This window comes from Halostella litorea, from assembly GCF_004785955.1.
Taxonomy (GTDB): domain Archaea; phylum Halobacteriota; class Halobacteria; order Halobacteriales; family Natronoarchaeaceae; genus Halostella; species Halostella litorea.
In genome coordinates, this window is the sequence record NZ_SJER01000004.1 from 259,841 (window position 1) to 284,129 (window position 24,289).

The window sequence follows — 24,289 nt, forward strand, 5'->3', positions numbered from 1 at the left end:
TCCCGAGAGAACATAACGTTTAACATTTATTGAATGTGGCTGTCATGTGGGGGAGACGGAGACGCATCGCGGTCTCACCCGTCCTGACCGTCCCGACCGGCGTAAGGCGCGGTCCCGTGGAACGTTAGTGGATATTGGTGAGGAATACCCAAAGCTATATGCGGGGTGGCAACACAGTACCGGTAGAATGTCCGAGAACAGCAAGCAGGGGGAGAGTCCATCCACTAGAAGACGCGACGTTCTCCGCGCGACCGCGGGCGTCGGCGCGACGAGCCTCGTCGGCGTAACGGGCTGTCTCACAGGCGGCGGCGACGGCGATTCGATCTCCATCGGCTGGCTCTATCCGCACACCGGGCCATACAGCGGCCTCGCGGCCTACCAGGAGGAGGGCGCGAAGCTGGCGATCGAGCAGCTCAACGACGACGGCGGCATCGACGGCAACGAGATCGAGGCGTTCCACGACGACTCCCAGGCCGACCCCCAGACCGCCCGGCAGGTCGCGCGGCGGTTCGTCGAGGACGAGGGCGTCGACGCGCTGTTTGGCACCATCTCTAGCTCGGCCGGCTCCGCGGTCCAGTCCTACGCCGAGCAGCGCGACATCCCGTTTTTCCCGGACATCGCGGCCGACGAGATCACGATGGACTCGTGTACGCGGAACACGTTCCGCTACGAGACCCGCGCCTCCCAGACCGCGACCGCGGCGGCCGGCTGGGCCGTCGAGAACTTCGGAACCAACGTGTGGGTCCACAACGCGGACTACCTCTGGGGCAACAGCGTCGCGAGCGCCTGGAAGAACCAGGCGCAGGCGGCAAACAGCGACGTGAACATCGTCGGGGAGACGACGAGCGAACTCGGCGCGACCGACTTCTCGTCGTACATCAGCCAGATGGCCGACTCCGACGCCGACTGGGTCGTCACCGGCGTCAACGGCGGCGACGCCGTGCAGTTCCTCAAGCAGGCACAGAGCTCCGGGCTGAAAGACGAGATGACCATCGTCAGCCCGGTCAACTCCTTCCAGTTCATCCGGAAGGCCGCGCCGGAGGCCGCCGTCGGCACGTACGGGGCGATCCGCTACTTCGAGGGGTACGACTCCCCGGAGAACGACTCGTTCGTCTCGGACTACGAGGACCGCTGGGACCAGCCCCCGGACAACTTCGCGCACGTCTCCTGGACGCACATGAACATGTACGCCCAGGCGGTCGAGGAGGCCGGCGGTACCGGGCTGGACGATCTGGTCGACGCCCTGACCAGCATCGAGTACACGTCCCCGATGGGGCCGACGCAGTTCCGGGAGTGCGACCACCAGGCCGTCCGCCCGTACAACGTCGGCGAGATCGTCGAGCCCGACGAGTACGACTGGCCCTCCATCAACGTCATGGAGACGGTGTCCGCCGACGACACCATGCTCCCCTGCGAGGAGACGGGCTGTGACTTCTAGTCCCCGATGACTAGCGCATCCCTGTTCGTCACGCAGCTGCTCAACGGGCTCACGCTGGGGATCCTGTATCTCCTGATCGCGGCGGGGCTGTCCGTCATCTTCGGCATGACGGACATCATCAACTTCGCCCACGGGGCGATGTACATGCTCGGCGCGTACCTGGGCCTCTCCGTGATCGACGTGACGGGGAGCTTCTGGCTCGCGTTGCTGGTCGCGCCGGTGCTCGTCGGCGTGCTGGGCGGCGTGATAGAGCGGCTGACCCTCCACCGGATCTACGACCGCGACCCCCTGTACCACATCATCCTGACGTTCGGGGTGATGCTGATGATCACCGAGGGGGTCGAGTACCTCTGGGGCAGCCAGCCACAGCAGTTCTCGACGCCCGAGATACTCTCCGGGTCGGCCGCGCTCGAACTCGGCTCGATCGCGATCAGCTACCCGGTGTACAAGCTGTTCCTGGTCGCCGCGGGGGCCACCGTCGCGGGGCTGGTCTGGGCGCTGTTCCGCTACACCGAGTTCGGACTCATCGTCCGCGCCGGGGCGCAGAACCCCGACACCGTGCGGCTGCTCGGGATCGACGTGTCGAACTACTTCACGCTCGTATTCGCGCTGGGTGCCGGGCTCGCCGGGGCGGCCGGCGTGCTCGCCGCGCCGTTCCTGAGCGTCTCCCCGACGATGGGGGACTCGATCCTGATCATCGCCTTCATCACCGTCGTCGTCGGCGGTCTGGGGAGCTTCCGCGGCTCCGCCATCGCCGCCATCCTCATCGGGCTGGTGGAGTCGCTGGGGAACGTGTTCGTCCCCCAGCTCACCGGCTTCTCCGTGTACCTGCTGATGATCCTCGTGTTGCTCCTGCGGCCGCAGGGGCTGCTCGGGGAGTACAAGGTGCGCGACGCCTCGACGAAGGTGTCGTTCGACGAGGTGATCCCGCCGATCCGGCTCACGTCGCTGCCCGTGCTCGCGACGCTCGGCGTGCTGGCCCTCGTGCCGTTCGGGATCGACGTCATCTACACCCAGTACTACGTCGGCCTGCTCTCGCTCATCTTCATCTGGGCGCTGCTGGCGCTGAGCCTCGACATCGTCATGGGCTACATGGGCCTGCTGTCGTTCGGCCACGCGGCGTTCTGGGGGATCGGCGCGTACGTCACCGTGTACGCCACGGTGAACTACGTCGACCAGTTCCTGTTCGCGCTGGTCCTGGCGGCGCTCGCCTGCGGCGTCGTCGCCTGGGGCATCGGCGCGCTGTCGATCCGGCTCACGGGCGTCTACTTCGCCATGATCACGCTGGCGTTCGCGGAACTGTTCCACCAGGTCGCCGTCACCTGGTCGGAGGTGACCGGCGGCGTCAACGGCCTGCTCATGCCGATCCCCTCGATGTTCGGGATCGACCTGGGCGACACGACGGCGTTTTACTACCTCACGCTGGTCGTGATGGTGCTGACGTACGCGGCGGCGGTCAGGGTGCTGGACTCGCCGTTCGGCCGCGTGGTCAAGGCGATCCGCGAGAGCGAGCGCCGGACCGCGTCGCTGGGCTACGACACGAACAAGTTCAAGCGCCGGGCCTTCGCGTTCTCCGGGATCGTCGGCGGCCTCGCCGGCGGGCTGTTCGCCGGCTACAACTGGTTCGTCAGCCCCGAGGCGCTCCACTGGACCGTCTCGGGCGACGCCGTCGTCGCCATGATGCTCGGCGGCATGGGCACCCTGTTCGGCCCGATGATCGGCGCGGGCGTGTTCATCGGGATCAGCGAGGGAGCGTCGGCGTACGTCGACAACTGGCGGTTCTTCCTGGGGCTGTTCCTGGTGCTCATCGTCATGTTCGCCCCGCGGGGAATCGCCAGCCTGCCGCGGGTGGTCGCCGGCTCGCGGTTGGGCGGCCGGCTGCCGTCGTTCGGCGACCGCGAGGACCCGGACGTGGCGGGCTACGAGGGTGCGGCGGCACAGGAGGGTGAGAAGGAATGACGATACTCGAAACCGACGACCTGACGAAGAAGTTCGGGAGCCTCGTGGCGGTCGACGACGTGAGCCTCTCCGTGTCGGCCGGCGAGGTCCGGTCGATCATCGGGCCGAACGGCGCGGGGAAGTCGACGCTGTTCGACCTCATCACGGGGATCCAGCAGCCGACGTCTGGCACCATCACGTTCGACGGCACGGACGTCACGGGGATGGCGTCCCACGAGATCGCACAGCGCGGAATGTCCCGGTCGTTCCAGATCACGGACGTGTTCGGCGGCCTCACCGCGCTGGAGAACGTCCAGGTGGCGGCGCAGGTCGACGACTCGCGCCGGAGTTCGATGTGGCGCGACGCCGACGGCCTGACGGACGTCCACGACACGGCGATGGGCGTCCTCGAGGACATCGGGCTCGCCGACCGGCCGCACCAGCGCGCGTCCGACTTCGCGTACGGCGACCGCCGCAAATTGGAGATCGGGCTGGCCGTCGCCAACGACCCCGAACTGCTCCTGCTGGACGAGCCCACGGCTGGCATGGGGTCGGACGACACGACCGCGACCGTCGAGATGGTCCAGCGCCTCGCCGAGGAACGCGAGTTCACGGTGATGCTCATCGAACACGACCTGGAGATCGTGATGAACGTCTCGGACCGCATCACCGTCCTGCAGGACGGGCAGGTGATCGCCGAGGGGTCCCCGACGACGATACAGGGCGACTCGGCCGTCCAGGAGGCGTATCTGGGGGGTGTTTCGGCGTGAGCGACCCCCTGCTCTCGCTCGACGACGTCCACGCCGCCTACGGCGAGAGCCACATCCTCAGGGGCGTCTCGATGGACGTCGCCGAGGGCGAAGTCGTCTCGCTGGTCGGCCGCAACGGCGCGGGGAAGACGACGACGCTCCGGAGCATCGTCGGCGTCCTCGAACCGTTCGAGGGGACGGTCACGTTCGACGGCGAGGACGTGACGGCCCTGCCCGAGCACGCGCGCGTGAGCAAGGGGATCCAGTACGTGCCCGAGGACCGCCAGGCGTTCCCCGACCTGACCGTCGAGGAGAACCTGCGGATGGGCGCCTTGCGGGCCGACGGCGACGGGATCTACACCATCGACGAGGTGTACGACGTGTTCCCGCGGCTCCGCGAGCGCCGGGGGCAGTCGGGCTCCCACCTGAGCGGCGGCGAACAGCAGATGCTCGTCATCGCCCGCGCGCTGGTCGGCCGGACGAAACTCCTCCTGCTGGACGAACCGACGGAGGGGCTGGCCCCACAGATCGTCGAGGACGTGCTCGACGTCATCGACCGGATCCGGGAGGCGGGCGTCACCATCCTGCTCGTCGAGCAGAACGTCCACGCCGCGATGGCGACTGCGGACCGCCACTACGTCATCGACAAGGGCGGGATCGTCTTCGAGGGCGACACGGACGCGCTCGAAGCCAACCGGGAGATCCAGGAGCGCCACCTGGGCGTCGGCGCGGGTGGGGGGTGACCCGATGAGCTTCGAGTTCCTGGCCGAGACCGGGATCCCGGAGGACCGCATCGCCACGCACGAGCAGTCGCTGTCGGACCACAGCAGCGACTGGGGGACGCCCGAGGGCGAGGGGTCGCCCCCGGACGTCGTCGTCTGGCCCGAGACCACCGAGGAGGTGTCGGCGGTGCTCGCGGCGGCCAACGAGCGCGGCATTCCCGTGACGCCGTACGCCGCCGGGACCAGTCTGGAGGGCCACGCGGTGCCCCTCGAGGGCGGCATCAGCCTGGACATGACGAAGATGGACCGGGTGCTCGACGTGCGGCCGGAGGACTTCCAGCTTGACGTCCAGCCGGGCGCGCTCGGGTCGGCGGTCGACGAGGCCGCGGGCGACCACGGCCTCTTCTTCCCGCCGCTGCCCTCGTCGGGGAAGATTTCGACGATCGGCGGGATGATCGCCAACGACGCAAGCGGGATGCAGACCGTGAAGTACGGCGAGATCCACGACTGGGTGCTCCGGCTGGAGGCCGTCCTCGCCGACGGAACGGTGATAGAGACCGGCAGCAAGGCGGCCAAGACCTCCGCCGGGTACAACCTGATGGATCTGCTCGTCGGGAGCGAGGGGACGCTGGCGGTGGTCACGGAGGCGACGCTCGAACTGGCGGGCATCCCCGAGCAGGTCCGGGGCGGCCGGATAATCTTCGACAGCCGGACGGACGCGTCGGCGGCCATCTCCGACGTCGTGCAGTGGGGCGTCGACGTGGCGAAGATCGAACTGATCGACGAACTGAGCGCGTCGATGGCGAACCGCTACCTCGACGCCGACCTGCCCGACGCGCCGATGGCGTTCGTCGAGTTCCACCGGAACCACGACGTCGAGACGGAGATCGAGTTCTGCCGCTCCATCGTCGCCGAGTACGACCCCGTCGACGTTGACATCGGACAGTCCGGCCGCGAGATGGCCGAGATGTGGGAGGTCCGCGAGGAGATGGCGACGGCGCTGAAACAGTACGACGCGGACCTGGAGATGCTCACCTCGGGCGACGTCACCGTCCCGATAAGCAAGTACGCGGACCTCGTCGAGTTCATCTCGACGCTGGAGGCGGAACACGACCTGGAGATCCCCTCCTTCGGACACGCCGGGGACGGGAACATCCACTACACGGTGATGGTCCGGAAGGGCGACGACGAGCACCGGGCGCTCGGCGAGCGCGTCGACGAGGAGATCGTGCGCCACGCCATCGACCTGGGCGGCACGTCGACCGGGGAACACGGCGTCGGCATGGGGAAACGGAAGTACCTGCCCGACGAGTACTCCGAGGGCACCGTCGACGCGATGCGGCGGGTCAAGGCGGCCCTCGACCCCAACGGCATCCTCAATCCGGGCAAGGTGTTCCCGTCGGAGTAGCGGCGCGGTCCCCGCTCCCCGGCGCTTACGTGAACAGATCCTCGAACAGCGACGCCTGCGCCCGGCGGAGCCGTTCGAGGAACGCGGACTTGCTGATCCCGATGGCCGCGGCCACCTCGCCGGCGTCGGCCTCGCGCGGGACCGAGAAGTAGCCCATCCGCACCGCGACCTGGATGCTCTCCAGTTGCGCCGGCGTGAGGTCCCAGCGCCGGGCGACCGGTTCGTCGTCCTCCGTCCGGAGCGGGTAGACGCGTTCGAGGTGGACGCCGACCGTCTCCCCGGCCCGCTCCATCACCCCCTTGAGCACGTCGTGGCCGACGACGGCCCCGGTGAGCAGCGCCTCGCCGGGCCGGTACTGGATCGACTCCACGAGCAGCCCCTCGCTGATCAGTTCGTGGACCACGCAGGGCTCCTTCGAGAGACAGCGGAAGTTGTCCCGGTCGTCCGTCCGGGAGCGGTGGAGATAGCGGATCCGGTCGTCGGCGTCGAGCCACGCCGCCAGCCGGTCGTCCGCCGTCGCGCTGAACTGCAGGAGGACGTAGCCGTCGCCGCGCAACTGGGGCGGCTGGGCGGTGACGACCGTGCCGGTCTCCCGGGTCGCCTCGGCGAGCGGGCAGTCGTCGCCCTCGACCCGGAACTCCACCATCAGGCACTCCTCGATCATCCTACCGGGTAGTGGGCGGCGGCGAACTTAAAACGTCGATATGTGGCGGGTCGCGTTTATCCCGCCGGTCTCCGTAATTCATCGGCCGCCGCAGGCGCTCTCGGCGCATCTCAGGGGGCTTGAGAAAGGTATTTGTACAACGATAGTGATAAAACGATCGTGCCATACAGCTACGAACCCCATCACTTCGAGGACTTCGAGGTAGGCGAGGAGTTCCGGAGCGTCGGCCGGACGGTCACGGAGACCGACTTCGTCAACCACTCGATGTTCACCGGGGACTGGACGGAGCTCCACACGAACAAGGAGTACGCGGAGGACGGGAACTTCGGCGAGCGCGTCGCCCACGGGCCGATGACGTTCTCGCTCGCCACCGGGCTGGTGTACCGCTGTGGCTTCCTCGAACGGACGGTGCTCGCGTTCCTGGGGATGAACTACATGGACATCCCGAACCCGGTGTTCGTCGACGACACCGTCCAGCTGGAGATGGAGGTGACGGAGGCCCGCGAGATATCCAGCCGCGACGACTCGGGGCTGGTGATCATCGACTCGACGATGACCAACCAGGATGACGAGGTCGTCTTCGAGGGCGACATGAAGTTCCTCATCCAGAAGGAGTAACCCCGCTTCGGCCCAGTCGCCGAGCGGATCGCCGCCGAGACGACCGGCGACCGGCCTACTCGAACTTCTCGAAGGGCTGCTCGCAGTCGTTGCAGTAGTGCATCGACCGGCACAGCGACGGCCCCTTCGGGTGGTCGCGCTCGGTGTTCTCCGAACCGCAGTACGGGCATTCGGCGGGCGCGTGCTCGCCCTCGGTCTGTACCGACGGGTCGTTGCCCCAGCTCATACGCTCAGCCCGAACTCCCGCAGGTCATCCCGGCCCTGTTCGGTGACCATCTCCAGCGTCCACTCGGGGCTCCACACCAGTTGCAGGTCGGCGTCGTCGACGCCGTCGACCGCCGCGACGGTGTCCGTGACCTCCTCGGTCAGCATGTCCCGGGCCGGACAGCCCGTGTACGTCAGCGTCATCAGCACCGTCACGTCGACGCCGTCGTCGCCCTCGGTCACGTCGACGCCGTAGATGAGCCCCAGGTCGACGATGCTGACCGGCATCTCCGGGTCCTCGACCCCGTAGAGGGCGTCCCACACGTCGGCTTCGACGCCCTCCGCGCCCTCGCCGGTCGCCGGCAGGTCCTCAACGCTCCCGCCCTCGCGGTACTCCGTGTACTGGCAGGGGGTCGCGTCCGCGTCGCCGTCCGTCGGGAGTTCGCTGCTCATCTCAGGCGGGGTCCTCCATCAGCTTCGTGGCCTCCTGCCGGCCGAGTTCGTGGTAGGTGCTCGTGAACTCGTCGTGCAGGGGCGGCCAGTGCTCGGTGTGGGACCCGTCCCGGCCCACCTCTCCGGGCAGTTCGTCGCGGGTGATCTCCCCGTCGGCGGCTATCGGTACGTCGAGCCCGTAGCCCTCCAGCTTCGGGACGACGGTCGAGAGCCACGTCTCGCCCATCTCCTCGAGGGATTCGGTCCGGTAGCCCTCCGCGACGATCCGCGACTCGACGTCGGGGTCGGTCGGCTCGAACAGCGTGAGCGCGTACGGGAACAGCCGGTCGACCGCCTCCTGCAGCCGACGGCGGCCGTCGTCGTCCGCCGCGAGCCGTTCGAGCCAGTTCTCGGCGTGTTCCATGTGGAACTCCTCCTCGCCCTGGATCTTCCCGACGCGGTCGGCGATCGGGGCGTACGACGACTCCGCGAGCGCGTCGAGCCGGAGGTCCTCCGCGACGTCGTACAGGTACGTCCGGACGACGGCGTCGGCCCAGTCGCCCTCCTCGAAGGGCAGTTCCGTCAGCGTGCTGTGGCGGAACGCGTCGGCGTCGCGCTCGTACAGCAGGCTCGGCTCGTCGTAGTCGAACCGCCCCAGCAGGTCGTACCAGAGCCGCGCGTGGCCGAGTTCGTCCTGCGCGATGTTCGACAGCGCGAGGTCGGACTCCAGCGTCGGCGCGCGCACCTGCCACTCGGTGTAGCGCTCCGCGGCGACGAACTCGTCGTCGGCGAGGCGGAAGAGCAGGTGTTCGACCGCTTCGCGCTGCTCGTCGTCGAGTTCCTCCTCGGCGGCCATCAGCTCTCACCCCGCTGGCGCTCGGCCTCGGCCTGCTCGTTCGTCGACTCCTCGACCTCCTCGGCGGGCGGCTGCACGTCGTAGGCGGTCGCCCACCGGTAGGACTTGTCCGTCGTGCCGCCGAAATGCGCGTCCTCGGTGTCGACCTCGGCGACTTCGGGCTGCGGGACGACCCAGAGGCTGTTGGTCGGCTTCCGGCGGCCGTGCTGGATCTCCGCGAACAGCTTTGCCATCTCGCGGTCCGGCGCGTGGACGTTCCCGCAGTGGGTGTGGTACTGTCCCGCCTTCTCCTGTCGGAACACTTCCCAGATCATGGTTCAGTCTGCCGCCGCGGCGGTGTTGCCGGCGGTCGGTCCGTCGTCGCTCTCGATGGCCTCCCGGACCCACTCGACGGCCTGCCGGGCGTTGCCCCGGCCCTCGATCTGGCCGACGCCGGGCTCGTAGTCGTTCTTGGCGATGGTGAAAAACTCCTCCCAGTCCAGGTCGTCCTCCTCGACCTCGAACGTGCCGTCGTCGTTCTCGCGGATGCGCGGCTCGTCGGGGATCTCCAGGCCGTACTTCCGGGCCTTCGGGAGGTACTGGTTGAGGAAGGCGTTGCGCAGTTCGTCGTTGGTCATCGTCTTCAGGCCGACGTCCGCGGCGAAGTCGTGGTGGGTGGACTTGTCGTCGGTCGGGCCGAAGAACTGGATGATCCGGGGCCACCACTCGTCGAACGCGTCCTGGAGCATCTCCTGTTCCTTCTTCGAGCCGGTCGCGAGCTCCCGCATGATGGACTCGCCGTGCTTGACGTGGAACCCCTCCTCGAAGCAGATCTTGTCCATGGCGTGGGCGTAGGGCTCCCAGCTGGAGCGCTTGAGCGTCGCCTGCCGGCGCATCGCCGCGCCGTCGACGAAGAAGGCGATCATCGGCACCTCGGCCCACGACTCCATTGGGTAGTGGAAGCAGTTGAGGAACTTCCCGTCGCCGTTTGCGAGGTCCGAGAGCATCTCCTCGCGGGTCTTGACGCCCAGCGACTCGGCGGCCCGGTACAGCATCTGCCCGTGGCCGATCTCGTCTTGCACCTTCGCGCTGAAGGCGAGTTTGCGGTCGAGGCTCGGGGCCTTGCGGATGAACGGGCGCTCCAGGTACGCGCCCATGATCTCGCTGTTGGCGTGGAACTCCAGCATCCGGGTGGCGGCCTCGCGGTACTCTCGGGGCAGGTCGTCGCTGGGGCTGAACTCCCGCGGCCCCGCGCGTTCTTTCACTGCTTCGATGTTCATGGTCTATACGGACAAACACTCCCGACGAGCATAGGAGTTAACCGCCACATGGGCGGGTTTTATATACTGCTCCCGATGACGTTCGCCGGCCGACGGCGCGGGCCGGCCCCGCGGCGAACCGTAGCTATTTGGCCCCGACCGCCGATGTCGGCGGTATGTCGGACGACCCCGTACGGACGCGCATCGAGAGCGACCCCTACTGCGAGGCGCTCGGGATCGAACTGGCCGAACTGGGCGACGGCACCGCCCGGACGGAACTGACCGTCGGCGAGGACCACCGCAACTTCCACGGCACGCTCCATGGCGGCGCGATATACTCGCTGGCGGACGCGGCGTTCGCCGCGGCGTCGAACAGCCGCGGCGAGACGGCGTTCGCGCTGGAGACGAACATCTCCTACCTGGACATGGTCGACGTCGGGACGACGCTCGTCGCGGAGGCGACCGAAACCCACGCCGGCGGCCGGACGGCGGAGTACGCCGTCGAGGTGAGCGCGGGCGACGACAGGATCGCGACGTTCCGGGGCCGGGTGTACAGGCCGGACGGCGGGGAGTGAGAGATCACGGCGCCGGCGGGCCGCCGACCGGGTAGGGCCGACTTAGCGGTGGTCGTAGACGCGCTTTACCTTCCCGACCTCGGTCCGTTCGATCGAGCCGTACTCGACGAGGTCCAACTCGTCGGGGGTGAACACGAGGACGTTCTTCAGCCGCTCCAGGATCTCGTCGTGCAGCGCGTCCGCGTCGCCGGTGAAGCCCTCCGCGAGTTCGACGGTGATCTCGATGCGGTCGAGGTTGTCCTCCTGGTAGAGGTCGATGCGGTACTGCGGTTCGACGCCCTCGAACTCCAGGACGACGTCCTCGATTTCGCTGGGGTAGACGTTCGCGCCGCGGACGATGAGCAGGTCGTCCGCCCGGCCGGTGACGTTGTCCATCCGGACCATCGTCCGCCCGCAGTCGCACTCCTCGTAGTTCAGCGTCGTCAGGTCCCCGGTGCGGTAGCGCAGGACCGGCAGCGCGTCCTTCGACAGCGTCGTCAGGACGAGTTCGCCCTCCTCGCCCTCGGGCAGGGGTTCGCCGGTCGAGGGGTCGACCACCTCGGGGTAGAAGTGGTCCTCGAAGATGTGGAGGCCGTCCTGTACCTCGTGGCACTCGTTGGAGACGCCCGGGCCGATGATCTCCGAGAGGCCGTAGATGTCGATGCCGTTGACGCCGAGCCGTTCCTCGATCGCCTCCCGCATGGGGTCGGTGCAGGGCTCCGCGCCGAACATCACCGTCGACAGCGGGAGTTCCTCCAGGTCGATGCCCATCTCCTCGGCCGTCTCGTCGAGGTAGAGGGCGTAGGAGGGCGTACAGGCGATCACGTCGCTTTCGAGGTCCTGCAGCAACTCGATCTGGCGCTGGGTCTGCCCGCCGCCGATGGGGATCACCGTCGCGCCGAGTTCCTCGATGCCCTGGTGTAAGCCCTGGCCGCCGGTGAACAGCCCGTAGCCGTAGGCGTTCTGGACGGTGTCGCCCGGCTCGACGCCGCCGGCGGCGAGACAGCGCGCGACGACCTCCTTCCACACGTCGAGGTCGTCGTCGGTGTAGGCGACGATCTTCGGCTTCCCGGTCGTGCCCGACGAGGCGTGGATCCGCCGGACCTCGTCGTGGTCGACCGCGAACATGCCGTCCGGGTACGTGTCCCGGAAGTCCTCCTTCGTCGTGAACGGGAGGTCGGTGATGTCCTCGACGCCCCGGAACTCGTCCGGCGTGATCCCTCGTTCCTCGAGCAGTTCACGGTAGAACGGTACCTCCTCGTAGGCGGTTTCGACGGTCTCCTGCAGCCGCTCGTCCTGTAGCTCCCGAAGCTCCGACCTGGGGGCCGTCTCGACCTCGTTGTAGATCATCCTCGTCCGATCCCTCCGTGGTTCTCATAAAAAATTATTCGGGTCGCGTCGCGGGGACACAGCCGAGCGGCGTGTGCCCTCCGACGGCGACCCGTCCGGGACGGCGAGGGCGGCCACCGCAGGGCCGCGGTCAGTCGCTCGACGCCGTCTCCTCGACCTCGGCGTCGACGGCGACCGTCCCGACGCCGTACCGGGTCCACAGCACCAGCAGGCTCGGCAGCACCAGCAGGCTCACCAGGAACGACGTGACGAGCGCGATGACGACGATGCCGCCGAAGCTCTCCAGTAGCGGGTTCGGGACGAGCGCGATCGCCGCCAACGCGCCGGCGGAGGTGAGGGTGCTGCCGAGGAGCGCGCCCCCGGTGCCCGTCACCGCCGCGCGCAGCGCCTCGGTCGAGGACCTGCCCGCGGCCAGTTCGTCGGCGAAGCGGTCGCCGACGTGGATGTTGTAGTCGACACCCAGCCCGATGACCAGGCTCATCAGCAGCGCCGTCAGGATGGTAAGCGGGATCGACAGCAGGTACATCCCGCCGATGACGAGCCCGACGACCAACACGATGGGCACGGCGACGACCGTGCCCAGCGTCGCGCTCCCGTGCATGTACCGGAACGCGGCGGTCAGGGCGACCGCGATCGCAAGCAGCGCGACGGCCATCGTCAGGACGATCCCGCCCACGATCTCACCGAGTACGGCGGCGTTGATGGCGAGCGACCCCGCGGGGGTCGCCGTGCGCACCCCGTCCTCGGCCATCGCGGCGGCCCCGTCCTCCAGTTTCGGGGCCGCCGAACTGGCGTCGGCGTACGACGCGTCCAGCGACAGCCTCACGAGGACGGAGCGGTACTCGCCGCCCCGCCGCTCGACGACGCGCTCGGCGGCGTCGGCGTCCGCGGCGTAGAAGGCGTCGTACACGGCCGAGAGGTTCCGGTCGGGGACGCCGTTCCCGTCGGTGTCGGCCCGTTCGAGGACGGCGGCGAACGTCTCGTTCTCGGCGGCGACGCGGCGCATCTCGGTCGTCGGCGAGCGCTCGCCCCGGACGCCGCTCTCGGTGACGAGCAGCCCCGTCTCGTCGATCCGGCCGACGCCGGCGTCGATGTCTTCGAGCGTGTCGGGGTCGGTCACGTTCCCCTCGACCAGTATCCGCGACTGTATCGCGTCGTCGGAGCTCGCGGGCTGGTACACCTGCTCGACGTGCTGTTGCTGTTCGGCCACGTCGCTTGGCTCCCAGCCGAGCGGGTCGGGGAGTTGCTGTTTCCACTCGGCGACCTCGCCGGTGGACTGCTGGAAGCTCTCCTCCTCCAGGCCGGTCCACGCGAGGCCGCCGGCGGCGGCGATCAGGACGGAGAGCACGAGGACGGCCGGGGCGGCCCGCTTCGCGAGCGTCACGCAACTCCCCAGGGCGGGGCGGAGGTAGGTGCCGTGCCCGAGCGGCGTCTTCCGCCGGTCGAGCCCGAACCGTTCGAGCAGACCGTCGACGCTGATCTTCAGGGCCGGCACGACGGTGACGAAGATGAGCAGCGCCGAGACGACCCCGAGCGTGATGCTTATCCCCAGGTCGCGGATCACCGGGAGCGGGTTCACGAGGTTCGCCAGGAACCCGATCGAGGCGGTCACCGTCACGAGGATGAGCGCCGTGGAGACGAGGCGGACGCCCCGGCCCATCGGCTCGCGGATCCCCTCTTCGGGGCCGCGTTGCTCCCGGTAGCGGTTGAACACGTGGAAGCCGAAGTCGATGCTCAGCCCGGAGATGAGCACCACCGGGACGATGCTGATCGTGCCGGCGCTGACGCCGAGCCAGCCGAGCAGCCCGAACATCCACAGCACCGACAGCGCGACGCCGGTCATCCCGACGGCGACGTCGACGAGGTCACGGTACCCGAACGCGAGCACGGTCAGCACCACGAGCAACGCGACCGGGAGCACGAGTTCGACCATCTCGCCGAAGAAGTGGTCGTTGGCCTCGGCGTACGCGTCGGCGTTCAGCACGAAGATGCCGTCGTCGGAGCGCGCCTCCGCGGTCTCGTACAGCGCCGTGTCGGCGTCGCTCAGCGTCTCCTCGTCGGCGTTCGCGTCGAGGACGACCAGTATCCGCCGGTCGGTCGAACTGGCGGCGTCGCCGTGGCCGGCCGGGAGGAACCGCGCCGCGGCCGGGTTCCCGGCGACCACCTGCTCGACGTGGGTCTCGACCTGCGCGGCGCTTGCGTTCTCCAGCGCCGCGACCTGCTCGTCGAGCGTCGCGTTCGCGTCGCCCGCCGCCCGGGCGGCCACGAGGTTCTCGATGCCCCGAACGCCGTCGCCGTGGAGGGCGGCGCGCACGTCGGCGTTCCCGGTTATCTCCTGTTGGTACCGCAACCCGGCGAGCAGCGACGACTTCGAGAGGGCGTTGCCGTCCTCGGTCCGGACGTAGACGGACCGGACGGTCCTGTTCGACCGTTCCGCGGAGCCGTTTCCGTAGTTGGCGTCGATGTACTGGGCCTTTTCGACGGACTCCAGGTGCTGGAAGTCCTCGGCCGACCCGCCGGCCTGGCTCGTCGTGTCGAGCTGGGGGATGCCCGCGACGACGAGCCCCGTCAGGAGCACCATCACGAGCAGCGTGGCCCGGTTGTGCTCCGTGACGGCATCGACCGCCTGCCGCAGTTTCGAGCGTAACATCGTGTGTACCGGCACGGCCCGCCTCCCCCTTAGTTCGGATGCTAGCTATTCGGGGGTGCGTTCCGCCGGGGGCTAGCTATACTGATTCGCGGCTGTCGCCGGTGTCGTGGGGACGGTCGACCCCGGCCGGCGGGTGTCACTCGCGCTCGCCGGCGAGGAACTCCCCGAGCAGCTTCGCCTGGCCCGCACGGAGGTGGTGGAGCAGCGTCGGCGCGGTGATGTCGAGCGCCTCCGCGACCTCGGCGGCGCTGCTGCCCCGCGGCGACTCGAAATAGTCGGCGTAGTACGCCGTCCGGAGCGCGTTCTCCTGCCGGTCGGTCAGCCGCTCGCTCAGCGCGTCCCTGAACTCCCGTGCGGTCGCGACCTCGCGCTCCCGCTCGCGCTTCGCGGTCACCGTCGCGTCGTGGGTCCGGGTGACCGTCTCGGCGATCCGCCGCACGTCCTCGTCGGGCGGGAGTTCGACGGCGACCTCCCCCTCCCCGTCCGCGAACGTCGCGGACTCGACGGTGACGCCCAGCGAGGCCAGCCGCCCCAGAAGCGTCTCCGCCGGGAGCGCCAGTTCGAGCCGGCCGGCGTCGCCACGCTCGTCGATGACCCGGGCCGACCGGACGTCGCTCCGGTCGGCGACCGCGTCCGCGACCGCCCGCGGGCCGGCATCGCGCACGGCGAGGTAACAGCGGACTCCCTCCGTCCCCGGGACGACGCCGTCGACCGACAGTTCGGCGTCGCCCGCCGCGGCGACGAGCGGGTCGTCCCCGCCGGTCACGGACAGCGTCAGCTCCACGACGGTGTCGGCGCGCAGCAGGTTCCGGTTCCGCGCCGCGTTCACCGCGAACCCGGCCATCTCCCCGAGCGTGCCGAAGCTCTCGCGCTCCCGCTCGGAGAAGGCGTCCCGGTCGGTCGTGTAGACGGCGACGACGCCGTACACGCTCGCCCCGTAGGAAAGCGGGATCGCAAGCAGCGACTGGAGGCCGTCGGCGAAGGCGGCGCGCCGCACGGGCTCGGGCACCGACTCGTCGGCACCGACCGGCTGGACGACCGTCGGCTCGCCCGACTCCATCGCCCGCCGCTCGGGCACGTCGTCGCCCCGGTCGAGCGAGGCCTCGACGCGGTCGAGCGTCCGCCCCGTCTCGCCGGCGCTCGCGCGCACCACGACATCGTCGCTCCCGAGTTCGCGCTCGCCGACCCACGCGAACTCGTAGATGTCCGTCTCGCCCAGGCGCTCGCAGATGGTCTCCGCGATCGCCTCGCGGTCGGACGCCTCGACGAGTTCCGCCAGCACGTCGGCGATGAGCCGGTTGATGATCGTCACCCGCTCTAGGTCGGCGTCGCGCTCGGCCAGCCGTCGCTCCGTCCGGTAGCGGTCGGTCACGTCGCGCAGGTACAGCGCGACCCGGTCCCCGAGCGGCACTATCGTCACCGCGAGCCACGTCTCCAGTTCCGGGTAGTACTCCTCGACTGCCGTCTCCGCCTCCGGCGGCGCGTCGAACGCCCGCGGCACGGCGGCCTCGACGGAGTCGGGGAACACCGCCCCGATGGGCTCGCCGGCGGCACCCGCCCCGTCGACGGCGAGCAGGTCGGCCGCGGCGTCGTTGACGGCGCGCACGGTGCCGTCGGGGTCGACCTCCACCATCCCGACGGGCGCGCGCTCGAAGCGGTCGTCCATGGGTACGCGTCAGCCGGCGGAACAATCAGTCCTCCGGGTCGGCCTCGCCGGCCGGTTCGACGCCGCGGAACTCGACCCGCGTGCCGCCGCCGGCGGGCGACACAAGTTGCCGGGTCCAGCCGTGCAGGTCCGCGATCCGCGCGACGATCGCCAGCCCGAGTCCGGCACCGTGCTCGTCCGTGCTGTACCCCGGTTCGAACGCCCGCTCCCGCCGGTCGGCGGGGATCCCGACGCCGTCGTCGGCGACGTAGAACCCGTCGGCGTCGTCGAGCGGCCCGACGGCGACGGTGACGGATCCGTCCGCGGCCCCGTGCTCCGCGGTGTCCTGACGAGCCTGTGAGTCGGGGCCCGTCGAGCCGTGCTCGACGGCGTTCCGGAACAGGTTCTCGAAGAGGCGGCTCACCCGGTCCGGGTCGGCGACGGTCGTCGGCAGCGGCCCGTCGACGCGCAGCGCCGCCTCCCCCGTGTCGACGGTGTCCCAGGCCCGCTCCGCGACGGTCCCGAGGTCGACGGTCTGGTCCGGTTCCACCACGGTCTCCCCCCGCGCGAGAGTGAGCACGTCCTCGATGATGCGCTCCATGCGGTCGTGGGCCTGCTCGACGTAGTCGAAATGCTCAGGCTCGTCGTGTTCGCGCCCGGCCCGGAGGCGGGTCCTCGCCACGTCGAGCGGGTTCCTGAGGTCGTGGCTGACGACGCTGGCGACGTGGTCGACGCCGAGCGCTCCCGCGTCGTCCCCGAGAGCGTCGGCCTCCACCAGCAGGAGGAACCCCTGCTCGTCGCCCTCGGGCGGGATCGCCCGGACGTGATACGTGCGGCCGTCCGCCGCGTCGCCGTCGGCGACCCCGAGCCGCAGGTCCCCGCCCTCGGCGAGTACGCGGTCGACGTCGCCGGCCTCGACCGCGAGCCCCAGCGACGCGAGGCAGTCCGCGACGGGCGTGCCCGCTGCGACGACGCCGAACTCCCGCTCGAAGGCGTCGTCGACCGCGCGGACCGTCGGCGTTCCGTCGGCCGTGTCGTACCGACACACCGGCCCCGGATAGCGTCCGGCGGGGATCGCCCACGGGTCGCCGGGTTCGTCCGTCATCCCTCCCGACTCACCCCCTTCCCGCCGACGGTGTCCGCGCCGGGGCCGCCCCGGTCCCGCTCGCCGTCCTGCCCGGTCATGCGTCACGCTTCGGGCTCCCCCGCCTTAGTATCGGAGTCTAGCTATACAGACCCCCGTCCGCCTCACTCGCTTCGGTCGGGCACGGTCAACCGGACCGTCGTTCCGCCGGACGTGTCGAACGAGAGCGTCCCGTTGAGCTTCCGCACGCTCCACTTGAGCAGCCACAGGCCGAGCCCGGTGCCGTGCTGGAGCGGGGTCTCCGTCTCGGCGTCGAGCGAGTCGAGTTCCGAGTCGGGGATCCCCGGCCCGTCGTCCGCGACGGTTATCACGTACCCCGAATCCGACCTCTCGACCGTCGCGGTCACCGACTCGGCGGCGTGTTCGACGGCGTTCTCGACCGCGCTCCGGACCGCCAGACGGAGGGCCTCCCAGTCGGTGACCAGCGGCGCGCGCTCCGGGACGTCGACTATGACCCGGTCGTCGCCGGTTGCGGCCGCGAGCTCCCGGACGACCGCCGACAGGTCCGCCTCGCTGTACCGGGTGGGTCGGGAGACGAGCTGGTCGATCTCCCGCGCCTTCGCGCTGAGCGTGGCCAGTTCGTCGGCAGACTCGCGGATCTCGGCGGCGTACCCGTCACTGCTCTCGGCCTCGATGGCCTCCGCGTTCCCCTTGATGGCGTCGACCCGGTTCCGGAGGTTGTGCCGGAGGACGCGGTTCAACACCTCCAGGCGCTGCTTCCGGAGCTCCCGCTCGGTCACGTCGCGCAGGCTGAGCAGGGAGCCGAGCTGTCGGCCGTGCTGGTCGGTGAACGCCGTCACCTGCGGGTCGAACCGACGGTTCCCGACGGCCGTCGCCAGTTCGACCGTGTCGGTCTCCCGCAGTTCGTCGACCGTCCGGCCGACAAGCGACGCGAACGAGCCGCCGAGCGGGTCGGTCGGGTCGACGCCCAGCCGTTCGGCGGCCGTCTCGTTTATCTTGATCACCCGTCCCTCGCGGTCGACCACGACGACGAGGTCGTCGGTCTCGCGGGGGATCGCCCGCTCCCCCAGGGCCCCGGCCGCCGGCGTCGACTGGAACATCCCGAACCGGACCACCGACAGCGTGAGGCAGACCGCGGGCACCGCGAACGCGAGCGCGTAGACGGCGAAGATGGTCGCGTCCGAGGTCCGGCCGACCATGGTGCCGATCGAGTTTATCAGCACCAGCGGGGCCGTCCCCGCGAGGGTGAGGCTGACGCCCTGCCACGTCGACAGGTGCCCGAACTCGTACGACGTCCGCAGGAGCAGGTAGCTGCCCACGGCGACGAGCGCGAACACGTACAGCAGCGAAAACGTCGCGAGGAGCTGGGTGAGGACCGTCGGGTGGCCGGACGACTGAATCGCGATGAGCCCGACGATGCCGACGACCGGGACCGAGATTAGCCCGGCGGTTCGCAGCCGAAACGCCGTGACCCGTCCGGTGTACCGGAGGGAGAACAGTATCCACGGCACCATCGAGACCACCCACCCCGTGAGCGCCACGCTCCGCCACAGCGGCATCCTCGCCTCCGGCACCTCCGTTCCGCCGGCGAGCGCGACGGCCCCGCTGGCGACGGCCGTCAACCCCAGCACCGCGGCGACCGTGGCGAACCCGTTCGCCCCCGGTTCGTCCCAGCGTCGATAGCAGTGGCCCCCCAGCCAGCACAGCACGGTCCCGGCCAGTAGCGCGACGCCGACCAGTCCGTTCTCCAGGGAGACCGCCATTGCTACACACGTCAGCGACCAGGCACAATACAGCAACGGTTCGCGGTCGCGTTCGGCCCGGGAACGCAGGCTGCGGACGGGGGTCCGGGGCTGCGCGGTCCACGTAGCTAGCCATCCCGAGCGGTCCGGTCCGAATAGCTAGCCCCCGTATCCAGGGGGATCGGGGTGGTTCGACGCCGTATGACGACGCCACAGCCCGTCACGAACGACCGCTCCGACGCCACCACAGGGAGGCGGCGACCGGCTGGTTCCGCCCCGACGGCTTCTGCGGACGAACTGCTCGAACTGCTCGGGGACGACCACGCCCGGCGGGTGCTTCGGGCGGTCGCTGACCGCCCCCGGACCGGGCGGGAACTGGTGGCCGCGCTCGACGCCTCGAAGTCGACCGTCTACCGCCGGCTCGAACGGCTGGAGGCCGCCGGCCTCGCGGAATCGACCCTGACGATCGACCCCGACGGCAATCACCGCAAGCGGTTCCACGCCGTCGACGCGGTGCTCGAATTCGACCTCAGCCCGGGCGGCCTGAGCGTCTCGGTTGGAACCGGGGCGGGGAGCGACGTGCGGGCGAACCGGGTGGTCCACGCGGACGACTGACCGGCCGCCCCGCGGATCACCTGCTCTCGCGGCTAACGGAGTCGAACCGTTCGAACAGGGCGGCCGGGTCGTCGAGCAGGCGACGGGCACGCCGCTCCAGCCGCTCGGCCCGCGTCGTGGCGTCCCGATACCCCTCATGGTCCTCCAGACGTTCGGCCGGGAGTTCCGCCTCGATGACGCGGCGCTTCGCCTCGAGGCTGAAGTACTCCCCGAGGGTCTCGTACCCCAGCGTAGTGCACTGCTGCTCGACGGCCGTCCGGACGTCCTCACGCTCGACCGGCTTGCAGAGGTAGTCGTCGAACGGCATGTCCAGCACGTCGAACCCCGGGTCGATGGCGGTCACCATGATGACCCGGCCGTCGAACCCGCGGTCGTCGAGCGCGTCGAGCACGTCGTCGCCCGACAGCCCCGGCATGTGCCGGTCGAGGAGGACCACGTCGACGTCGCCCTCGGCGACGGCCGAGAGGGCGGGCTCGCCGCCGTACACGGTGTCGACGGCACAGAGGCCCCGCAGGCGGAGGGCGTAGGCGTCGGCCACCTGCTTCTCGTCGTCCACGACGAGCGCCCGCGGCAGCGGTTCGTCCGTGCGGTCTCCCATCGTTACGTGGAACACGATCCCGGAGTGACAAAACGTGATTGGTGTGGCGGCGGGCGGGAGCTTCGTACCCTCGCAGATCACGCGTCCCCGACGGCCGCCTCGAGCGCATCGGTCGCCGCGTCGACGTCGACGGATTCGCCGCTCACCAGCCAGTCGTCGACGGCTCCGAGCAACGCCTCTACCGTCCCCGGCGCGAGCGTGAGTTCCACGGCCGGGAGGCGCTCGTCGGCGTCCCGATACGCCAGCGCGACGGCCGACAGCGGCGGGTCGAACCGCTCGGGCGGGACGTCCGTCCGGGGCGGCACGGATCCGCGCGGAACGGCCGGGTTCTCGCTGTCCTCGGGGTTCGGATCCGGACGCGCCGCGGCCGACGACGGACGGTTGAACGCGACCTGGCCGGCCTTCGTGCTCGCGAACGCGAGCCACGCCGCCGCCCCGTCCGGGGAGGCGGAGTCCGCCGTCGGGACGAACGCCTCGTACCGGACGACCGGCGCGTCCCCGAGGCCGACGAGGCCCCAGCTACCGTCGCCTTCGGGTTCATTCCGGTGGCCGAACCCGGCCCGACGGAGGTACGACGACAGCCACGACCCGGCCTGAACGGCGGCCGCCTCCCCGTTCCCGACCCGGCGGCCCGCTTCGGCGAACGTCCCGCTCGAACGGTCCCCGGCGGCGAGGAGGCGTGCCGTCGCCGACACCGCTTCGCGGACGGCGGACCGGCCGCCGTCGCCCGAGAGGAACCGCCGGTACGCCCCGGGGTCGTCGGCGGCGAGCAGGGCGGTGAACAACTGGAGCGTGGACCTCGGCCAGACGAGCGCGTGGGCGAACGGCCGCGCGTCGACCGACGACCTCGCGACTGCCTCGACGGCCCCGAGGAGTCCGTCGACGGACGAGAGTGACGCGGGGTCGATCCCGGCGGCGGCGAGGACGTCGACGTTGTAGTAGACGGTATCGACCCGGAAGGCGGCGACCGGGACGGCCCGGTAGGCTCCGCCCCGCCGACACGCTTCCCGGGCGAGCGGCGGGTGCGCGTCCGCGGCGTCGCCGACCCACGCGTCCTCGACGGTCGACAGCGAGCCGTCGAACGGGGCCAGGTTCCCGCCCGGCACGGTTCCGAACACCTCCGGCGGGTCGCCGCCCTCGATGCGTCGGCCCACGAGTTCGTCGACGCTTAGGTCCGCCACGGTCCGCACGTCCGTCGCCACCGCCGGGTGGGCGTCGCCGAACGCCGCGGTGAACGACTCGCTCGCGACCCGGTCGGGGCCGGACGTCCAGTTGTGCAGGACCTCGACCGGCGTTCCCGTCTCGGTGGGCCCGCTCGTCGCCGTCGGGTCGCCGGACGACGCGCAGCCGACGAGGCTTCCGAAGCCCCCCGTGGCGAGCGCGGCCAGCAGCGGCCGTCGCCGGGAGGTCGGCTGGGCTTCCGGGGGACCAGTCATCGATCCAGGTGGTTCGCCGATGAGCTACAAATGTTTTCCGCCGCAGACGAAGCGTATCTATCTCCCGAATCGTCGGAACACTCCATCGAGCGATGGGCCTTCGCCCGTCCGGCCGACCACACGAATCGCTCCGCGCATCCCCCCGTGCTCTCATCGGGGTGGACCCCGTCGAAACTCGGCCTCCCGAAACCCCTCGTACGGTCCCGACCGAGCGACCTTTGCTCCGGGACGGAGGGGCAACGTTTTTTCCGTCGACCGCCTGTCACCGATCATGGACCTACAAGAGATCGAGGAACTCATCGAATCGCACGTGCCCGACGCCGAGGCCGAAGTGATCCAGCCTCGCGGCCCCGAGGACGACGACCACCTCGCCGCCCGCGTCGTCTCCCCCGCGTTCGAGGGGAAGTCGCTCGTCGACCAGCACGAACTCGTCTACGACGCGCTGGAGGGGCGCATGACCGAGGACATCCACGCGCTCGAACTGAAGACGTACACGCCCGACGAGGCCCCGGCCTGACGCCGCCGGTCCCCGACCGCCGACAGCGGTAGGCATTTGTTTCCGGGACCGCTCCGGTGTGGTATGGGATTCGAACCGACTGCGGACCTCTCGCCTGAGGAAGCACAGGAGCGCGTCGACAGCGCCATCGAGGAAAACGAGGTCGTCCTGTTCATGAAGGGGACCGAACTGATGCCCCAGTGTGGCTTCTCCCGCCGCGCGCTCGGCCTGATCGACCAGCACCGCGACGAGTACGAAACCGTCGACGTGCTCGAAGCCCTCGACGAGTACCGCGAAGCCCTCGAAGCACACAGCGGCTGGGAGACGATCCCCCAGACGTTCGTCGACGGCGAGTTCGTCGGCGGCAGCGACATCCTCGCGGAACTCGACGAGCGCGGCGAACTCGCCGACGAACTGTCGGCGTAACTGCCTAGTCCACGTACTCGTACCCCCACTCGGACAGCGTCGCCGCGATGGCCTCGGCGTCGGCCGTCGCCACCATCGCCTCGCGGACGTCTAACTTCTTCAGGTCCTTCTCGCGGATGTCCAGTTCGTCGGCGACGGCGTCCATGATCGCGTCCTCCGCCGCGGAGTACTCGTCCCGGAGGAAGAACTGGTGGACGTTGTCGCGGTCCTCCTTGACCCGCGAACGCCGGAGGACCCACGGGATCTCCGTCGGTTCGTCGTCCCCGTCGTCGCTGTTGCCCGCATCGTCGGTGTCGTCGGTCGCGTCGTCGTCTCCTCCTCGTGACTGGTCGCGGTCGTCACGCTGTCCGCGGCGGTCGGCCCGCTCGTTCGTCGACGGTGACTCCGCGGTCGACTCCTCCGCCGGGACCTCGGGCTCGCCTTCGGCTCCCCCGTCGTCGGGCTCCACAGGGTCGTCGGCGAACGGGTCGTCGCCGGCTCCGGACTTCATTCGAACTCACCCTCGATTCCGGCCGCGAGGTCGTCGTACTTCTCCAGGGTCTCCAGTTCGTACTCGCCGTTGGGCTCGCGTTCGTCCTCCAGCACGCCGTAGGCCGAGGTGCGGTGGTCCCACATGTTCTGCATCAGGCTCGCCCGCTCCCTGAACACGACCGGCAGGTCGAAGTCCGACGCCTTCAGTTCCTCCAGCTGTGTCTCCTGGGTGTTGGTGCGCTTGAACCCCACCGGCACGACGCCGAGCACGCCGACCTGGATGCCGACTTCCTCCTCCAGGCCGGTCACCAGGTCGTCGAGTCCGCGGATGCTCAGCGCGCCCTTCCCGGATAACTCGACTGGCAGGAGCACCGACCGCGTGGCGAAGATGGCGTTGTTCAGCGCGTCCCCCGGCGTCGCCTGCGGGTCGCAGATGATCACGTCGTAGTCGCCCGGCACGTCGTTCTCCCGGAGCACCCGGAGCAACTGCTCGTGTTTCGGCCACTCGTAGTCGTCGTCCGGGTGCATGTCCTCCTCTATCTCCGCGGCCTTCATCAGGTTCCGCGTGAGGTTCTCCAGCATGTTGTGGCTCGGGATCACGTCGACCCCGGCCTCGTCGGTCTCCCGGATCAGGTCGCGGAACTCTCCCTTCGGCCGTCCGATGAGGTGCCGGACGAGGTTGTCGGCGGTGCCGTCCGACCGGTCGTCGTCCACCTCGAACAGGTAGCTCAGGCTCCCTTCCTGCGGGTCGAGGTCGATGCAGAGCACGTCGTGGCCGCGCCGGGCGTGCGCGACGGCGAGGTTTGCCGCCGTCGTCGTCTTCCCGACGCCGCCGGCCTCCGAGTACGTCGTGTACGTGATCATGACCGGTCAGTCGCACTGATGGGTCATAAATCATGGCTATACTTGACAGTGTTACTGAACAGTCACACTG

Annotated in this window: 25 protein-coding genes; 10 read left to right on the forward strand and 15 right to left on the reverse strand. The window is 69.6% G+C overall.

Translation table 11 applies throughout. The annotated features are described in order from the left end of the window. The first annotated feature begins 187 nt into the window (after positions 1-187). Genes EYW40_RS14170 through EYW40_RS14190 form a run of 5 tightly spaced genes read left to right on the forward strand, consistent with a single transcriptional unit; the run spans position 188 to position 6,255 of the window. Positions 188-1,438, forward strand: a complete 1,251-nt coding sequence (locus tag EYW40_RS14170; protein WP_135822305.1) for an ABC transporter substrate-binding protein — start codon at positions 188-190, stop codon at positions 1,436-1,438. A gap of 6 nt (positions 1,439-1,444) precedes the next feature. Next, positions 1,445-3,397 carry an ABC transporter permease gene (locus EYW40_RS14175; protein ID WP_135822306.1) on the forward strand — a complete coding sequence of 651 codons (1,953 nt, stop codon included), beginning with the start codon at positions 1,445-1,447 and terminating at the stop codon, positions 3,395-3,397. After that, complete coding sequence (locus tag EYW40_RS14180; RefSeq protein ID WP_135822307.1) at positions 3,394-4,146, forward strand: ABC transporter ATP-binding protein; 753 nt, start codon at positions 3,394-3,396, stop codon at positions 4,144-4,146. The genes EYW40_RS14175 and EYW40_RS14180 overlap by 4 nt, the downstream gene beginning before the upstream one ends. After that, complete coding sequence (locus EYW40_RS14185; RefSeq protein ID WP_135822308.1) at positions 4,143-4,868, forward strand: ABC transporter ATP-binding protein; 726 nt, start codon at positions 4,143-4,145, stop codon at positions 4,866-4,868. Before EYW40_RS14180 ends, EYW40_RS14185 begins: the two co-directional genes overlap by 4 nt. Positions 4,869-4,872: 4 nt before the next feature. After that, positions 4,873-6,255: an FAD-binding oxidoreductase gene (locus tag EYW40_RS14190; RefSeq protein ID WP_135822309.1), complete on the forward strand. Its 1,383-nt coding sequence runs from the start codon at positions 4,873-4,875 to the stop codon at positions 6,253-6,255. A gap of 25 nt (positions 6,256-6,280) precedes the next feature. Here the strand turns inward: EYW40_RS14190 and EYW40_RS14195 are convergent, their stop codons facing one another. Beyond that, entirely contained in the window at positions 6,281-6,919 is a 639-nt protein-coding gene (locus tag EYW40_RS14195) for a helix-turn-helix domain-containing protein (protein WP_135822310.1), read from the reverse strand. Positions 6,920-7,078: 159 nt separating this feature from the next. Between EYW40_RS14195 and EYW40_RS14200 the strand changes: the two genes are divergently transcribed. Then, the gene (locus EYW40_RS14200; protein WP_135822311.1) at positions 7,079-7,537 is read left to right on the forward strand and encodes a MaoC/PaaZ C-terminal domain-containing protein; all 459 of its coding nucleotides are present in this window, start codon (positions 7,079-7,081) and stop codon (positions 7,535-7,537) included. A gap of 55 nt (positions 7,538-7,592) precedes the next feature. Here the strand turns inward: EYW40_RS14200 and paaE are convergent, their stop codons facing one another. Genes paaE through paaA form a run of 5 tightly spaced genes read right to left on the reverse strand, consistent with a single transcriptional unit; the run spans position 7,593 to position 10,288 of the window. Next, complete coding sequence (paaE, locus tag EYW40_RS20040) at positions 7,593-7,763, reverse strand: 1,2-phenylacetyl-CoA epoxidase subunit PaaE (protein ID WP_202614548.1); 171 nt, start codon at positions 7,761-7,763, stop codon at positions 7,593-7,595. Next, entirely contained in the window at positions 7,760-8,194 is a 435-nt protein-coding gene (gene paaD / locus EYW40_RS14205; protein ID WP_135822312.1) for a 1,2-phenylacetyl-CoA epoxidase subunit PaaD, read from the reverse strand. Before paaD ends, paaE begins: the two co-directional genes overlap by 4 nt. A gap of 1 nt (position 8,195) precedes the next feature. Then, positions 8,196-9,029, reverse strand: a complete 834-nt coding sequence (paaC, locus tag EYW40_RS14210) for a 1,2-phenylacetyl-CoA epoxidase subunit PaaC (RefSeq protein ID WP_135822313.1) — start codon at positions 9,027-9,029, stop codon at positions 8,196-8,198. Beyond that, on the reverse strand, positions 9,029-9,343 hold the full coding sequence (paaB, locus tag EYW40_RS14215) for a 1,2-phenylacetyl-CoA epoxidase subunit PaaB (protein ID WP_135822314.1): 315 nt from the start codon (positions 9,341-9,343) through the stop codon (positions 9,029-9,031). The genes paaC and paaB overlap by 1 nt, the downstream gene beginning before the upstream one ends. A 3-nt stretch (positions 9,344-9,346) precedes the next feature. Then, positions 9,347-10,288 carry a 1,2-phenylacetyl-CoA epoxidase subunit PaaA gene (gene paaA / locus EYW40_RS14220; protein WP_135822315.1) on the reverse strand — a complete coding sequence of 314 codons (942 nt, stop codon included), beginning with the start codon at positions 10,286-10,288 and terminating at the stop codon, positions 9,347-9,349. Positions 10,289-10,443: 155 nt separating this feature from the next. On the opposite strand from paaA, the gene EYW40_RS14225 reads away from it, so the two are divergent. Further along, positions 10,444-10,842 carry a PaaI family thioesterase gene (locus EYW40_RS14225; RefSeq protein ID WP_135822316.1) on the forward strand — a complete coding sequence of 133 codons (399 nt, stop codon included), beginning with the start codon at positions 10,444-10,446 and terminating at the stop codon, positions 10,840-10,842. A 42-nt stretch (positions 10,843-10,884) separates the two neighbouring features. Here EYW40_RS14225 and paaK read toward each other — a convergent pair whose 3' ends face one another. The 5 genes from paaK to EYW40_RS14250 form a co-directional block, all read right to left on the reverse strand. Further along, a complete protein-coding gene (gene paaK, locus EYW40_RS14230; protein WP_135822317.1) occupies positions 10,885-12,171 on the reverse strand; it encodes a phenylacetate--CoA ligase PaaK in 1,287 nt (428 codons plus the stop codon). A 130-nt stretch (positions 12,172-12,301) separates the two neighbouring features. Then, positions 12,302-14,836: an efflux RND transporter permease subunit gene (locus EYW40_RS14235; RefSeq protein ID WP_135822318.1), complete on the reverse strand. Its 2,535-nt coding sequence runs from the start codon at positions 14,834-14,836 to the stop codon at positions 12,302-12,304. 121 nt (positions 14,837-14,957) lie between these two features. Next, complete coding sequence (locus tag EYW40_RS14240; RefSeq protein ID WP_135822319.1) at positions 14,958-16,487, reverse strand: bacterio-opsin activator domain-containing protein; 1,530 nt, start codon at positions 16,485-16,487, stop codon at positions 14,958-14,960. 25 nt (positions 16,488-16,512) lie between these two features. Next, positions 16,513-17,571 carry a sensor histidine kinase gene (locus EYW40_RS14245; protein WP_135822320.1) on the reverse strand — a complete coding sequence of 353 codons (1,059 nt, stop codon included), beginning with the start codon at positions 17,569-17,571 and terminating at the stop codon, positions 16,513-16,515. 143 nt (positions 17,572-17,714) lie between these two features. Beyond that, on the reverse strand, positions 17,715-19,334 hold the full coding sequence (locus EYW40_RS14250; RefSeq protein WP_135822321.1) for an ATP-binding protein: 1,620 nt from the start codon (positions 19,332-19,334) through the stop codon (positions 17,715-17,717). Positions 19,335-19,514: 180 nt separating this feature from the next. Between EYW40_RS14250 and EYW40_RS14255 the strand changes: the two genes are divergently transcribed. Then, positions 19,515-19,928, forward strand: a complete 414-nt coding sequence (locus EYW40_RS14255; protein ID WP_135822322.1) for an ArsR/SmtB family transcription factor — start codon at positions 19,515-19,517, stop codon at positions 19,926-19,928. A 16-nt stretch (positions 19,929-19,944) separates the two neighbouring features. Here the strand turns inward: EYW40_RS14255 and EYW40_RS14260 are convergent, their stop codons facing one another. Both EYW40_RS14260 and EYW40_RS14265 read right to left on the reverse strand, forming a co-directional pair. Further along, positions 19,945-20,526, reverse strand: coding sequence for a response regulator (locus EYW40_RS14260; RefSeq protein WP_135822323.1), 582 nt, complete (start codon positions 20,524-20,526; stop codon positions 19,945-19,947). Positions 20,527-20,603: 77 nt separating this feature from the next. Continuing rightward, a complete protein-coding gene (locus EYW40_RS14265; protein ID WP_135822324.1) occupies positions 20,604-21,962 on the reverse strand; it encodes an ABC transporter substrate-binding protein in 1,359 nt (452 codons plus the stop codon). Between the two features lie 271 nt (positions 21,963-22,233). Between EYW40_RS14265 and EYW40_RS14270 the strand changes: the two genes are divergently transcribed. Together EYW40_RS14270 and EYW40_RS14275 are read left to right on the forward strand one after the other, a co-directional pair. Continuing rightward, positions 22,234-22,479, forward strand: a complete 246-nt coding sequence (locus tag EYW40_RS14270; RefSeq protein ID WP_135822325.1) for a BolA family protein — start codon at positions 22,234-22,236, stop codon at positions 22,477-22,479. Positions 22,480-22,542: 63 nt separating this feature from the next. Next, the gene (locus EYW40_RS14275) at positions 22,543-22,884 is read left to right on the forward strand and encodes a glutaredoxin family protein (RefSeq protein WP_135822326.1); all 342 of its coding nucleotides are present in this window, start codon (positions 22,543-22,545) and stop codon (positions 22,882-22,884) included. Between the two features lie 4 nt (positions 22,885-22,888). Here the strand turns inward: EYW40_RS14275 and EYW40_RS14280 are convergent, their stop codons facing one another. Further along, positions 22,889-23,374: a DUF7970 domain-containing protein gene (locus EYW40_RS14280; RefSeq protein ID WP_135822327.1), complete on the reverse strand. Its 486-nt coding sequence runs from the start codon at positions 23,372-23,374 to the stop codon at positions 22,889-22,891. After that, positions 23,371-24,219 carry a ParA family protein gene (locus tag EYW40_RS14285; protein ID WP_135822328.1) on the reverse strand — a complete coding sequence of 283 codons (849 nt, stop codon included), beginning with the start codon at positions 24,217-24,219 and terminating at the stop codon, positions 23,371-23,373. Before EYW40_RS14285 ends, EYW40_RS14280 begins: the two co-directional genes overlap by 4 nt. Positions 24,220-24,289: the final 70 nt, after the last annotated feature.